The following is a 14,197-nucleotide window of genomic DNA, read 5'->3' on the forward strand; positions in this document are numbered from 1 at the left end:
TTATCCCCACTTGGCACCTTCGGCCTGATCCCTGGCCTGCATGGCGAGCGTGTTCGTCTCGTGCGTGGTCGACATTGACCGGTAGGCGCGCACCAGATCCTCCATAGCGGTGTTCCACTGCGCCTGCCAGGCCTGATAGGTCATACCGGTGTCGCCTTGCCAGGTGGCCCGCAATGCGGCCTGTTCGGTCGCGATATCCGCACCGACGGCCTGCAGCGTTCCGGCGTAGCCGGCCATGTCGGCCGCGTGCCCGAGCATCGCGGCGTAGCTGTACATGATTTGGGACATCAGAAGCCTCCGTATGTGCCGGCGGCCGAGGCGTCCTGGGCCACGTATGTGGCACCGGCCTCACCAAGATTGGCTTGGGCCAGATCGAGCAGGGAATTGACCCTGGCGGCGGCCTCCACGAACCGCGCGTGAGCAGCTTGGAAGGCGGCCGCTGACTCACCGGTGTGGAACGCCTGCGCCGCCACCGCCTCCTGTTCGGCCTGTGCGATGGTGCTGCGCATCAGCGCCGTCTTCGCCGCGAAGGCCGACTCGGAGGCGATGAGTTGCGGTATGTGAGCGTCCAGAAAGCTCATCTTCGGTATCTCCAATCATCATGAGAGCCAGTTGGTTTCGATTTGGGAGTTCAGTCGGCATAGGCGCCGCTCTGAAACGATGAGGCGGCTTGTGCGTCTCCGGCGGCGTAGCTGCCGGCAGACTGGCCGACGCCGATCCCTGACCTGCCGAGTTCACCGACGCCCGCTGCCACGGCGGCTGCGTGCTCGGCGCCGTGCGTGCTGAAGATCGCGGATGCCAGCAGAGATACCGGATCGGCGGCCGGCGGTGGCACCGCGGTGATCAGAGGCACGGCGGCCGCGTGCGCCGCGGCCAACCGCGCGGTCAGCGCCTCGACCGCCGCGCTGGCGGCGACCAGGCCTTCAGGGACGACACGCAGGGTCATGGCGGGTTCCTTCCTTCGATCTCTGATCCGACAAAGGGATTGACGAGCTGAAGGTGCGTCACGGTGTCGGTGTCGTCGAGCAGTACCCCGCGACCCGGGATCTGCCGGGTGAATCTGTGGCCGCGAACCTTGCCGCCATCCTGCGGGTTGCCCGACAGCATGACCGTGGTGGCCTGCAGCTCGTTCATCCGTCGCAGAAGCGGGTTCGTCATCAGTGCGTGCGCCGAGCCGGTCGCCCGTGCGGTGACGACCACGCGCAGCCCCAGATCGGCTGCTTGGGAGAGCACGCCGAGCAGCGGAGTCCACGGCCGTTGTCCGGCATACGGTCCCGACATCGCCGGGCCGTCGGGAATCTGATCAGCGTCGTCGACGATCAGGTAGTGCGTGTGGCCCGAGTACGTCCAGCAGGCAAGCTCGACCGGGGACAGTCCGGCCGGCGGGCGGCGTGCTTCGATGATCGCCGACAAGCCGAGCATCGCGGGAGTGACGCGGTCGATGTTGGCGGTGTACTCATTGTCCGGGAACAGCGGTTCCTCGACGAGGTGCAACCGCCGGTCGATCACCGTGAACGCAACCCGGTCCGGGGTCGAGTTCTCGCGCACCGTCCGGATGAGGTGACGCAGCAGTGTTGTCTTGCCGGACCTGTTGTCGCCGAGCACCATCAGCAGCGGGTGGGCGGCGAGGTCCAGCACTACTGGTGTCAGGTCGTCCTCGCGCTGTCCGATCACCGCCCGCTCGGGGCCGACGTAGAGCGGCGCGACGTCGGCCGGGGCGAGATCGGCCGGTAGCAGGCGGACCCGCGGCGCGGACTGCCCGGCGTATCGGGCGTTGAGCGAAGAAATTTGGGCGAGGGCCGGGGCGGCGAACAAGAAATGCTCGGCTGCCATGGTCAAACCGCGGCCCGGCTGGTCGTAGGGCACGTTCTCGGCGGGCCGGCGCAGCGCCCCGGAAACACGCACGTTGCTGTCTCGCGCATCGGGTAGCCGTAGCTCCAGACGAAGTCCCAGCCCGTCGCGCATCGCCAACGGCACCTCGAGCCAATTGGGCGTGGTGACCACGACGTGAATTCCGTATGCCAATCCACTATTGGCAAGCTCGACGACCTTGTTCAGCAAGGGGTTTCGCGGATTGAACTGGTCGGCGTTGTCCCGGCTGAATGCGTACAGGTTGTCGATGACCAGGAATACGTGTGGGTGGGCCGCGTCCTGACCTGCTCTGCGCCTGGTGTCGAGCAGCTGCTCGAATTCGCCCAACGTGCGTCTGATCAACTCGGGCTCCAGCGGTGACGCGACGCAGCCGACGTGAGCGAGATCCCGCAGCGGCCGCAGCTGGCCGCCCCCGTAGTCCAGGCAGTAGAACGTCACGTCGCGTGGTGAGTGCAACGCCGCAGCCGACAGTATGAATGTCTGCAGCGCTGTCGATTTGCCCGACTTGGCACCACCGTGGATCAGTACGTTGCCCGCCGCTGAGTGGGCATCGAAGATCAGCGGATCACGACGCATCTCGAAGGGCCGGTCGATCTCACCGAGTGGCCAACGTCCCCGACCTTCGGTGACACCGGCCCTGGCGAGCACATCGGCCAGCGGGATCGCCTCGTCGAGGGGCGGCAGCCAAAGTCGCGGCGCACGTGGGCCGTAGGCGGCCAGTTGATCGCCGATGGTGGCGATCAACTTCCTCGCCGGCCCGACCGTCGTATCGCAGTCGTCGCCGGACACCATCATGGTGTCCTGGTCCACATCGACCTCAGCGGCTGTGAAGATTTGGGGCCTCGGATCAGCTGGAACCACAATCGATCTCGGACGGTGCGGGGGATCGTAGATTCCGTCGACGTAGGTGCTGCGGAACTTGATCGGCTCGGCGCCTGGTGCCGGAACCAGGAAGCCGACGCCCTTGTGCTCCCTGCCCGCCTCGATGTGGTAGGCGTCCTCGACTCCGATGATCTGGCGCGACACCGACGGGCTGGCGACCTTGAGTCCGATCCGGTACGACGTGTTCTTGTCGATGTCCTTGATCCTGCCCACGTCGAGGGTCTGCGATGCGAACAGGATGTGGATCCGGAACGAGCGGCCCTTGCGGGCGACGTAGTCGAACAGTTCGGCGTATTCCGGGTGGTCGGCGAGCATCAGGGTGAACTCGTCGGCGACGACGAACAACGTCGGCAGTGCGGGTAGGTCGTGTCCGGCTGCTATCGCCGCCTCGTACTCGGTGACTGAGTTGAAAGCGCTGCCCTGGATGCGACGGCCGGTCTCCCGCAGCACCGTCTCGCGCCTCGCCACCTCTCCGCGCAGCGTGTCGGCGAATCGCTCGGCGAGCGACTTCTTCTCGGCCATGTTGGAGATGACGGCCACGACCTGAGGGAAATTGCGGAAGATGTCGGCGCCGGCCTCGCCCTTGAAGTCGGCATAGATCACGATCAACCGCTCGGCGGAATGAGTGGTCAACAGCGACAACAAGATCGACATCAGTGTCTGGGATTTACCGGATCCCGTCATTCCGATCATCAGGCCGTGGGGGCCCATACCGCCCTCGGCCTCGTCCTTGAGATCGAAGTACAGCGGCTCCCCCGTCGCCGTCACGCCGATCGGCACCCGCAGTTCCTCGTCGCGGCGACGCGGCGCCCACAGTGCAGCCACATCGAGCCGTGCCGCATCGTCGATACCGAGTAAGGTCGTGAACGCCGCACCGGTGGTCGCCGATGACCGCAGACCGACGTGGGTCGGATTGGAATCCCAGCGCGACAGCAGTCGCGCCAGATGTGTTGCCTCCATGGCGGATAACCGATCGGCCCGATGCACATATGGCTGCCAGCCGCCCACCGCCCAGCGCTCGATGCTCCCGTCGGTGATCCTCAGTACCGGCCGCTCCGGATCCGGGTATTGCTCGCGGTGGGGTTCCGCCTCGGCAATCTGCACCACGGTCACCCCGGACCATCCGGCCGACAGCACGGAGGTCGTCGGGTCGTAGTCCGGATCGTCGACCACGATCAATAGATGGCGCAGACCCAGTCTTTCGCCGTCGAACGGCGGGCGCTCGGCGAGCACTGGACCTATGCGCGAGACGAGGGCGTCGACGTCTGCGCACAGGTAGCGGGCCGGACCGACGCCATCTACCGATCCCGGGACATCGACGTGGGGCAGCCACTTCAACCATGCCCAGTCTTCGGACTCGAGGTCAGGGCTGGCCAGCGCGACCCCGAGGACACCGGGGTCGTGCCAGGTGATGGCCTGGGCCAGCCACGCACGCACCGCGGCGAGCACCTGGTCGCGCTTCCCCACCACGCTCAGTCGTGACACCTTGGCCAGGTCGATTCCCATCGGAGCGTCGCGCACCGTGCGCTGGATCTCCAACAGTGCGCGAAGAGCACTGTGCGACAACGGTTCGAGGTCCACCTCATCGGCGGTGTCCTTGACGCGCAGCGCGGTATCCAGTGGTACGTCGTGGATTCCGATGCGCGCCATCAGGAAGTCGGAGTCGTGCGGGTCGCGTTCCCATTGCCGCCTGGTACCCGCAACCGCCGCCAGTGCACCCGGATCCGGGTGCGACCATTCGAGTGCGGCCCGCTGATCTGCAGCCTGGGCCCGTACGTTGTCGCGCACCACCGACAGGTAGCGGAGATAGTCGGCCCGCTCGGCATCGACTTCCTCGGTGCGGGTCTTGGTGTCGTTGCCCCGGTACAACGCGGTTGCCGCGAGCAACAGGACGAACGGGAAGAACAGGATCTGGGGCGAGATCAGCCTCATGCCCGTTGCGAACAGCGCGACGATCATGCCGACGATCAACAGCACGATCAGATACGGCAGCGCGCGGCGCATCAAGGACGGCGGAATGACGCGTGGAAGTTCCGGCGGCGCCTCGATTGTGATGGTGCCCTTTCGCGCTTCCGGACGAGGCACCCGCTTCTGGGCCTCGAAGATCAGCCTGCTCACCGGGTTTCCGTCCCGACGTATGCGGTCAGTGCGCCTGCCTTCGACAGGGCGGGCCCTGCAGAGAAGAGAGTCAGCATGGACCACGGAACAGGCATGGCAGGCGGTGTGAGACCCAGCGCGGCGATGGTGGTGGCCAACTCGTCGGGATTCGCGGCGTCGATACCGAAGCGCATCCCGGTGTCAGAAATCCAGAACGACGATCCGGTCGGCGGGGCGGTCTGTTCCTGTGCCACCGTCTGGACGAGGTAGCCCTTGCCCGTCGGCACAGCGACACGGGCAGCCGTCGCACCGTCGGCTGGTCCGGGAAGATCAACCGGGCGTACGCCGTCGGCGATCGGCACAGCGGCACCGGATAGCAGCGCCAGCGAACTGGTGCCGGCATCCGCGGGCTTGGTCCATCGCACGCAAGTGACCGGAGAGCTGGCCGCGTCCACCAATCCGATGCGTTGGTCCGGGAATGCGGCGGTGTCGAGTATTCGCGATACCGGCGTACGGGCGATCTCGTCAACTCCCAGGCGTGGCGGCTGTTGCAGCCCATAAGAATTGGTGTTCCGCAGCAGTGCCGCCAGTACCGGAGACACCTGCTGAAGACCATCCGGCAGCACCGCGTAGTACATCATCGCGCTGTCGGTACCGTAGGCCGCCACGACGGCGCCCACCGATGCCGGAACGGAGAGTGGGAACTGCGGCGGTGAACCCGCCCCCGCGATGACCGGGGCCCGTAGCGGCGTGCCCTCCGGAATCGCGTTGAACAGCCCCTGCGCTATGGGTCTCGCGACGGGCGTCTGCCCGCCGAAGCCCAGCGCGTCGGTGACAGCGTGGTCGGCGAGGTCGATGACGCTCCGTCGACCGCCCCACAGCAGCCAGGTCAGTGGCGCCTCCGGCGGACCGCTGGCGACCAGCACGGCCCGGTCCGGCGGCAGTGTGGACGCACGTTCACCGCCTGTTGCCGGCGGGCCCGCCAGCACCGTCACACCGGGGTCCGCGGCGCCGGTGCTATCGCAGACTATCCAGTCGGCGTCGCGAGAATTGTTTTGCATCATGCGTTCCGGAGCACCCGGGATGCCAACCGTCACCCCTCGCGGCAGCTGGTCCAGACCGGAGCCGCCGACCGCCTTGGGTTGGACGGCTTTCCCGACGATGAGACGGGCAGACGCGAGGTTGAGAACCGGATGCAGTTGGTCATCGACCCGCACGTACAGCGCGGAGCTGTCCCGGTCGGCGACCACGCTGTTCTCACCCACCGAGCCGTTGGGCCTGATCAACGAAAAAAGGAAACACCCGATGAGCCCGGTGATGACGATAAGGATTCCCATCAGCACCGAACGGGATTGTGCCCGCAGGGGATCGGTGAGCATCCGGGTGTCGCGCAGCGCCAGCCCGGAGGCGATCCTGCGCATCGCGAAGCGCCAACCGGTGACTTGGTGGCGGGTCACGAAGCTCCGGCGGTAGGCGGCTCGATCAGGATTCTCGTTGACCGGCGTGCGGGGTGTGAAGCTCATCCGGGCACCGCCAGCCCGAGACCGCGCAGCAGGGGCGTCACTGACCGGCTCACGTCGGCGGCGTTGATCGTCATCAGCTGCTCGTCGGTGAGTCGGCCGGTGTCCGCGAGCTCGCAGTGGTCCAGACGGTACTCGCGCTCCTCTTCCGAGCGTTCGACCACGTTTCGCACGAACCTACCGTTGCCGGCGATGTCGAGGCTGCGCCGATCCACGCCGTTGGCATCCGGTGTCGTTGCCGACGCCAAATGCTCGAAAAGCCGCTGCAGATTGTCCAGCGCACTCGGCTCGAAGACGCTGTCGCGCTGTTGCGCCATGGCATTGGCGATCTCGACCAATTCGGCGGGTGGGTAGGACGGAAAGTCGATGCTGCGGGTGAACCGGGATCGCAGGCCCTCGTTGGAGTCCAGGAAGCGGTCGAGATCGGCGCGGTATCCGGCGATGATGACGACCAACCGGTCACGGTCGTTCTCCATCCGAGCCAGCAGCGTATCGATTGCGACCAAACCGAAGTCGTTCTTGGCACCCGTGGCGACAAGGGCGTACGCCTCGTCGAGGAACAGCACACCGTCGAGCGCGCTGTCGATGATCGCGTTGGTCTTCGCCTCGGTCTCACCGATGTGCTGTCCGATCAGATCTGCGCGGTGAACCTCCTTGACGTTCTCCTTCTTCAGCAGGCCCAGGCCGCAGTAGATCTTGGCCACCACGCGAGCGATTGTGGTCTTGCCGGTGCCCGGCGGTCCGGCGAAGACCAGGTGGTGCGACCGTTGTGCCACCGCGAGGCCGCGTTGTTGGCGCAGCAGCGCCATGGCGACCGAACTCTTCAGCCGGGCCACCTGGTCCTTGACCTCCTCGAGGCCGATGAACTCGCCGAGTTGGTGCTCGGCCTCGGTGAGCAGCGCCGCCTTGCGCTCGTGAGCGCCGGGGTCGACAAAGTCCGCTTCACCCGGTTCGGTGCCGACATCCCACGGATCGGTACGAGCCGCGATGCGGGCCGCCGAGGTGGTTCGGACGCGGTAGGAGGAATCCGACAGCGCCTGCTCGACCTCCGCATTCTCCGGATTGGCGGCATAGAGGTCCTGCAGCACCTCGAGGGCGGCCTCCTCCTCACCGTGGGCGCGCAAAGCCAGCCCCTTGGTCAGGGCACCGTCGACCGCAGCCACCGCCGACGGGCCTTCCGGCGCGTCGAGGTACGACAGCGCGGGCGCGAACATCCCGAGCCTGGCCAGTGAGATTCCGAGCGTGATCTTCGCGGCGTGCGCGAAGATTCCGTCGAGGTCGGCTTCATTGATCACGGGTGTGAGTAACTTGACGACATCAGACCAGCGGTGAGCCCGATAGTGGATCACGGTCGCAACCCAGCGCGCTTCGCGGGAGTCCGGGTTGCGATCGGCGAGGCCCCTCGCGATCGCGTCGGCGTCGGCGAACCGCCCCGCCGCCGCGAGCGACGCCGCGTGGGCCAGCTGGAAGTCGTCGGGTGCTGTGGCCCGAAACTGCAAATACAGCCCTGTGTCGTAGGTGAAGCCCAACGCGCCTGGCGCCAGTTCGAGACGGCGCGCCAGCACGCCGGCGGTACCACGGGTCGCCGCGACCGCTTCGAGCACCGACGATGAGGTGTCGCCAGCCGCGGCCAGGCCCGTCCAGGCATCGCATTGGTCGTGGGCAAGCCGCGTCAGTGCCGCGAACCCCGCTCGTGCCGCAGTCAGGTCGGCAGGTCGGCGGCGCTCGTGTACCGCCAGACCCAGCGCCTTGCAGCAGGTTGCGAAGCGGCTGACGGTATCACCGTCGATTCGACCGGTCACGGAGGCCGCGAGGACATCGCCACCCGCGCTCATGAGTGGAGATGCAGGTACCGGTGCCAGCCCATCGTCGCTTCCGGACGCACTTCCTGACTGCCACATCGCCGGGTCGGCCCGAATATCACGTTCCACACGGGGCAATAGTCGGCCGACGGAGGTGGATAGTTCCCGGGCGTTTCTGTGCGCGGTTTCGTGGCCTCACACGCCGCGCAATTAGGTGATCCAAACCTCGCCCAGGCTGTTTGGCACGGAAACCCGAACGCCCGGAACTGATTTTAGCATCTCCGCGACTACATGACCTGAGACCTTTGCGCGCCCTGCGAATCGGTCGCCGAATGAGCAGTTTCCAGGATCAAGATGGGGGTCCGTTGTGAGCAGTGGGACATACGTCGGTCGAGTCGGAGCGTTGGCCGTGGCCTTGGGCATCGGAGTTGCGGGGGTGAGCGTCCCCTACTCGGCTTCCGCGGACTCGGGTGACTCCCACTCGGCTCGTTCGAGCCGACACGATTCAGGCTCGGGATCGAATGCCAGTTCGCGTGCAGGCAAGAGGAGTCCGAACCCTGCCGCCGCATCGTCAGGTTCCAAGAAGCCGAAGTCTGAGTCGGCACCGGCACCCGCCGCGACTGCGCCCGCACCGACAGCTCCCACCGCAGATCAGGCTCCGGTCAGCCGCGCCGGCACGGGGCGCACGCCCAGTCCGGCTGCGGCGGCCGCCCCAGCGGCGGCAGCGAGCCCGGCGGCGGCTGCGGGCCCGGCGGCTACCCCCGCTGCGGCGGCGCAGGGTGGACCGGTCGGCGGCCTCATCGCGATGTTTATCAGCAATGGCACCGCCGATCACCCCGACGGCGGCATTCTGATCGGCGATGGGTTCGACTATGACGGGACCAGCTGCGCCACGAGCTGTGACGGTGGAAAAGCGGGCCTGGTCGGCAACGGTGGCGACGGCTGGGGCGGCGGCAACGGTGGCGATGCCGGATGGTTCGGCAACGGCGGTGCCGGCGGAGCCGGTCTGGACGCAAGCACCGGCGGCGCTGGCGGCAAGGGCGGTGCCGGCGGCTTGTTCTGGGGCAGCGGCGGCGATGGTGGCGACGGTGGTAGGGCGACGTCGATGATGGGTGCTGGCGGTGCTGGCGGCAGCGGCGGCAGTACCGGGATGCTCATGCTGATGGGCTACCCGTGGCCAGTCACGTTGTACGGCAACGGCGGTGATGGTGGCGACGGGGGCAGCGCCATCATGGGTATGGCCGGCGCGGGCGGTCACGGCGGCATGGCGGGTTGGATCGGTGACGGCGGTGTGGGCGGCAATGGCGGAGACGTCAACGGCGGAATGATGGCCATGGCCGGCGGCGGCGGCGGGGGCGGCATGGCCGGCTACCTGTTCGGCAACGGCGGCGGCGGCGGAACCGGCGGCAACGTCATCGGTTCCGGCGGTGGAACAGCTGGCAGCGGCGGCACGGGCGCGATGGCCATGGGCTTCGGCCTCGGCGGCAACGGCGGCCGGGGCGGCACATTCGGAGCCAGCGCAACCGGCAACATTGTCGGCGGCAACGGCGGAATGGGCGGTCCCGGAGGCTGGGTTTACGGCCCGGCCGGCAGCGGCGGCGACGGCGGAGACGGCACGGGCACCGGCGACGGCGGCAAGGGCGGCAGCGGTGGCAACGGTGTCGGCTTCAGCGACGGCGGCAAGGGCGGCACCGGCGGCGCCGCCACCGGGACCGGCAACGGCGGGGGCGGCGGCAACGGCGGCAACGGCGGCGTAATCGGCAATGCCGGTGCCGGAGGCGACGGGGGCACCTCAGCTTCCGGCAACGCCGGCAACGGTGGGGACGGCGGGGACTCCGTCTACCTCGGCGACGCTGGCGATGGCGGTGACGCAGGCCTTGGTGGCAATGCCAACGGCGGCAACGGCGGCAGATCCACACCCATCATGGGCAACGGCGGCGACGGCGGGGACGGGACCGGCAGCGGCGTCGGCGGCTGCGGTGGCAACGGCGGCATGATGGGGCAGAGAGGAACCAACGGAATGCCGGCCAATCCGTCCTGCGGCATGGGCGGCATGAAGATGGGCGGCATGTAGACCATTTCGCGATGGTGGGGTGGCGGCGGCACTGGCCGCTACCACCCCACCTCTGTTCGCTCAGATGTTGGTCTCGTCGATGTCAAGGCCCAGGGTGTAGGAGGTTATCGACAGCGATCTGTAGGCGCTTCCATCGGTTGAGCGCACGGCCGCTGCCGTCATGCGCCACGGCCAGTCCGGCGAAGGACCGCAGCCCTACAACATGCAGGACACGCAGCCCTCCACCTCAGTGCCCTCCAACGCCATCTGGCGAAGCCGGATGTAGTACAGCGTCTTGATTCCTTTGCGCCAGGCGTAGATCTGGGCCTTGTTGACGTCGCGGGTGGTGGCGGTGTCCTTGAAGAACAGCGTCAGACTCAGCCCCTGGTCCACGTGCTGGGTGGCCGCGGCGTAGGTGTCGATGATCTTCTCGTAACCGATCTCGTAGGCGTCCTGGTAGTACTCCAGGTTGTCGTTATCCATGTAGGGCGCCGGGTAGTAGACCCGGCCGATCTTGCCTTCCTTGCGGATCTCGACCTTGGACGCGATCGGGTGGATCGAACTGGTCGAGTGATTGATGTAGGAGATCGACCCGGTCGGCGGCACCGCCTGCAGGTTCTGGTTGTAGATGCCGTGCTTTTGCACCGACTCCTTCAGCCGCAGCCAGTCGTCCTGGTTGGGAATGCGGATTCCCGCGTCCTCGAACAGCTTTCGAACTTTCTCGGTCTGCGGTTCCCACACCTGCTCGGTGTACTTGTCGAAGAACTCACCGCTGGCGTACTTCGACTTCTCGAAGCCCTTGAACGTCGACCCCCGCTCGATGGCGATCTTGTTCGACGCCTTCAGGGCGTGGAAGAGCACCGTGTAGAAGTAGATGTTCGTGAAGTCGATGCCCTCTTCGGAACCGTAGAAGATCCGTTCGCGCGCAAGGTATCCGTGCAGGTTCATCTGCCCCAGACCGATGGCGTGCGCGTCGTTGTTGCCCTGCTCGATCGACGGTACCGAGGTGATCTTCGTCTGGTCGCTGACCGCGGTCAGCGCCCGGATCGCCACCTCGATGGTCTGCCCGAAGTCCGGCGAGTCCATCGCCTTGGCGATGTTCAGCGAACCGAGGTTGCAGGAGATGTCCTTGCCGATCTTCTTGTAGGACAGGTCCTCGTTGAACTCCGAGGGCGTGGAGACCTGCAGGATCTCCGAGCACAGATTCGAGTGGGTGATCTTGCCGTCGATCGGGTTGGACCGGTTCACCGTGTCCTCGTACATGATGTACGGGTATCCCGACTCGAACTGCAGCTCGGCCAGCGTCTGGAAGAACTCGCGCGCCTTGATCTTCGTCTTGCGGATCCGGCCATCGTTGACCATCTCGTGGTACTTCTCGGTCACCGAGATGTCGGCGAACGGCACGCCGTAGACCCGCTCGACGTCGTACGGCGAGAACAGGTACATGTCCTCGTTCTTCTTGGCCAGCTCGAAGGTGATGTCGGGGATCACCACACCCAAGCTCAGCGTCTTGATGCGGATCTTCTCGTCGGCGTTCTCCCGCTTGGTGTCCAGGAAGCGGTAGATGTCCGGGTGATGGGCGTGCAAGTACACCGCTCCGGCACCCTGGCGCGCACCGAGCTGGTTGGCGTAGGAGAACGAGTCCTCCAACAGCTTCATGATCGGGATGACGCCCGAGCTCTGGTTCTCGATGTTCTTGATCGGGGCACCGTGCTCGCGAATGTTGGTCAGCAGCAATGCAACTCCGCCGCCGCGCTTGGACAACTGCAGCGCGGAGTTGATCGAGCGGCCGATCGACTCCATGTTGTCCTCGATGCGCAGCAAGAAGCAATTGTGCACGACCGTGCCACGAACCGTATACGTATGCGTGCCCTCGACGTGCAGGTTGTACACCTTCTCCGGAACTTCATGCGTGCACTTCAGTTCGCGGATTCTGTACACGTGCCGCCCGTGCACGACTTGGTATGTGGGGCGCGACGCCCCTTTCGCGCCAACGTAGCTGTGCAGGTTCTTGCCGACGTCGAAGATGAAATCTTCATTCGTGCCAGGAAGCCCGGGGACGAACACCTGCCCTGTCACATTGCCTGATCGATCGACGTATTGGCGGACTCGGGAGACGATCCCCCGCCGCCGCAGCAGCAGCTGCACCTGATCGACCAATTCCGGGTTCACCAGGTCGAGCACCATCCCGCCGGTGGTGCTACACCCGTCCCCGCGGAACAAACCGTCCAACAGGCCACGCTGAAACTCGTCGTCGGCCGTCAAAACGTCATGGGGCAACCGCTTCAAGCGGTGACCCGTGCCGACCATGGACAGGAAAAGCGATGCCACAACCTTGCTGTTGCAGGTCATGCGCACCGACTGGTCCGAGACGCTCTGATGCACCGAGAGATCGGCCCCGAACACCCGCTTGAACGCGGCCGCCAACTCCTGCTGGTACTCGAGGTCGTGAGTGCCAATCGTGAAGTGAATGCCGTTGGGCACGAGAGACCCTGTCCGCTTGGAGATGTGGCCCTCAGATACGTACCAGCCCAGGATGAGACCCAGGTCGTACGATTCCTCGACGTAGCGATTCAGTCCATCCACTTCTTCGTGAACACCTGGACCCACACGCTGCATCAGGTCGTAAACACGCCGTTCGCGTCTCTCCAGCGGTGCCGCCGTCACGATGAAATCCGTCGGCTGAATGTCTTTGGCGGCCAACCATACGAATCCATTGAACGGATCGGCGCCATCCCCGTCGATGAGCGTCTCAACCTCGCGCGTCGTCCACACGAGGATCGGATGCTCCGGGGTGCATCGGATCGGCTCTTTGTGCCCGAAGTGTGAGATCGATACCAGAGGCTGGGAATTCGAGTTCTCAACGAGAGCCTCCACTACGGAGTAGGACCCGTCGTGCGAAAGCACCCGGTCCCCGGCCTGCAACGTCTCGATCGCCTTCGGACCATCGGTGGTATCCACCGGAGTTCCGGCTGGAAAGCAGCTCACCGGCTCGCCGCGCTGCTTCTTGCCCGAGTTGAGGAACGTCGGGGTGGCCGGCTGGAACCGGCCGTCGATGATCTCGTCGACCAGCTTCTCGGCCAGCGTGGTGTCACCGGCGGCCAGCGTCAGCGCCACCATCACGACACGGTCCTCGAAGCGCTCCAGGTAGCGCTTTCCGTCGAAGGTCTTCAGCGTGTACGAGGTGTAGTACTTGAACGCGCCCAGGAACGTCGGGAAGCGGAACTTCTTGGCGTAGGCGCGATCCAGCAGCGACTTGACGAAGTTGCGTGAGTACTGGTCGAGAACCTCGCGCTCGTAGTAGTTCTCGCGGATGAGGTAGTCGAGCTTCTCGTCCTGATTGTGGAAGAAGACGGTGTTCTGGTTGACGTGTTCCAGAAAGTACTGGCGCGCGGCCAGCCTGTCCATCTCGAACTGAATCTTGCCGTCGGCGTCATACAGATTCAGCATCGCGTTGAGCGCGTGGTAGTCGGTCTCACCCGGCAACGCGTGCGTCGGGGCTACAGACTCAGCTGCGGTGACCGTTGGTGGCACGTGTCTTCGTCCTTCCAGAATTCAGCCAGTTCCGCACGGACGGCTTCCACGTCCTCCACGGTTCCCATCATTTCGAAGCGGTATAGCAGCGGCACCTCGCACTTGTATGAGACGAGAGTCCCGGCAAAGCAGTACTCGGCACCGAATTGGGTGTTCCCAGCCCCGATCACGCCACGGATCAGGGACCGATTGCGCGGATTGTTCAAGAACGCGATGACCTGCTTGGGCACGTAGCCCTTTGCGTCGAGGGTGGGGGTGTCACCCCGGCCCTTGCCGTAGGTGGGCAGGAGCAACACGTAGGGTTCGTCGACCTGGATGCGGTCGTGCAGGGGAATCCGGATGGCGGGCAGGCCCAGCTTCTGCGTGAAGCGGTGGGTGTTCTCCGAAACACTGGAGAAGTACACCAGCCGCGCGCCGCCGTCCGGATTCATCACGTC

At 65.7% G+C, this 14,197-nt stretch carries 9 protein-coding genes and 3 pseudogenes; 1 reads left to right on the top strand and 11 read right to left on the bottom strand.

Features of this window, described 5'->3' with window-relative positions; translation table 11 throughout:
- From K9U37_RS17780 to K9U37_RS17810, 7 genes are all read right to left on the bottom strand, one after another.
- Window positions 1–288, bottom strand: coding sequence for a WXG100 family type VII secretion target (locus K9U37_RS17780; protein WP_243072820.1), 288 nt, complete (start codon window positions 286–288; stop codon window positions 1–3).
- Entirely contained in the window at window positions 288–581 is a 294-nt protein-coding gene (locus K9U37_RS17785) for a type VII secretion protein EsxS (RefSeq protein ID WP_243072821.1), read from the bottom strand. The genes K9U37_RS17780 and K9U37_RS17785 overlap by 1 nt, the downstream gene beginning before the upstream one ends.
- 50 nt (window positions 582–631) lie before the next feature.
- A complete protein-coding gene (locus K9U37_RS17790; protein ID WP_243072822.1) occupies window positions 632–946 on the bottom strand; it encodes a PE family protein in 315 nt (104 codons plus the stop codon).
- On the bottom strand, window positions 943–4,872 hold the full coding sequence (eccCa, locus tag K9U37_RS17795; RefSeq protein WP_243072823.1) for a type VII secretion protein EccCa: 3,930 nt from the start codon (window positions 4,870–4,872) through the stop codon (window positions 943–945). The genes K9U37_RS17790 and eccCa overlap by 4 nt, the downstream gene beginning before the upstream one ends.
- Entirely contained in the window at window positions 4,869–6,374 is a 1,506-nt protein-coding gene (gene eccB, locus K9U37_RS17800) for a type VII secretion protein EccB (protein WP_243072824.1), read from the bottom strand. The genes eccCa and eccB overlap by 4 nt, the downstream gene beginning before the upstream one ends.
- Complete coding sequence (gene eccA / locus K9U37_RS17805; protein ID WP_243072825.1) at window positions 6,371–8,206, bottom strand: type VII secretion AAA-ATPase EccA; 1,836 nt, start codon at window positions 8,204–8,206, stop codon at window positions 6,371–6,373. Before eccA ends, eccB begins: the two co-directional genes overlap by 4 nt.
- Window positions 8,207–8,824: 618 nt before the next feature.
- A complete protein-coding gene (locus tag K9U37_RS17810; RefSeq protein ID WP_243072826.1) occupies window positions 8,825–8,974 on the bottom strand; it encodes a hypothetical protein in 150 nt (49 codons plus the stop codon).
- Between the two features lie 4 nt (window positions 8,975–8,978).
- On the opposite strand from K9U37_RS17810, the gene K9U37_RS20090 reads away from it, so the two are divergent.
- Window positions 8,979–10,247, top strand: coding sequence for a PE family protein (locus tag K9U37_RS20090; protein WP_272888059.1), 1,269 nt, complete (start codon window positions 8,979–8,981; stop codon window positions 10,245–10,247).
- Between the two features lie 195 nt (window positions 10,248–10,442).
- On the opposite strand, the pseudogene nrdE reads toward K9U37_RS20090, so the two are convergent.
- From nrdE to nrdI, 4 genes and pseudogenes are all read right to left on the bottom strand, one after another.
- Window positions 10,443–12,059: pseudogene (gene nrdE, locus K9U37_RS20600) on the bottom strand (class 1b ribonucleoside-diphosphate reductase subunit alpha); the annotation flags it as partial.
- Between the two features lie 24 nt (window positions 12,060–12,083).
- Window positions 12,084–13,214: pseudogene (locus K9U37_RS20605) on the bottom strand (LAGLIDADG family homing endonuclease); the annotation flags it as partial.
- Window positions 13,203–13,760 (bottom strand): annotated as a pseudogene (locus K9U37_RS20610) (ribonucleotide reductase N-terminal alpha domain-containing protein); the annotation flags it as partial. The pseudogenes K9U37_RS20610 and K9U37_RS20605, both read right to left, overlap by 12 nt.
- The gene (gene nrdI, locus K9U37_RS17825) at window positions 13,727–14,191 is read right to left on the bottom strand and encodes a class Ib ribonucleoside-diphosphate reductase assembly flavoprotein NrdI (RefSeq protein ID WP_243072827.1); all 465 of its coding nucleotides are present in this window, start codon (window positions 14,189–14,191) and stop codon (window positions 13,727–13,729) included. The pseudogene K9U37_RS20610 and the gene nrdI, both read right to left, overlap by 34 nt.
- Window positions 14,192–14,197 lie beyond the last annotated feature (6 nt).

This window comes from Candidatus Mycolicibacterium alkanivorans (assembly GCF_022760805.1).
Classification (GTDB): domain Bacteria; phylum Actinomycetota; class Actinomycetes; order Mycobacteriales; family Mycobacteriaceae; genus Mycobacterium; species Mycobacterium alkanivorans.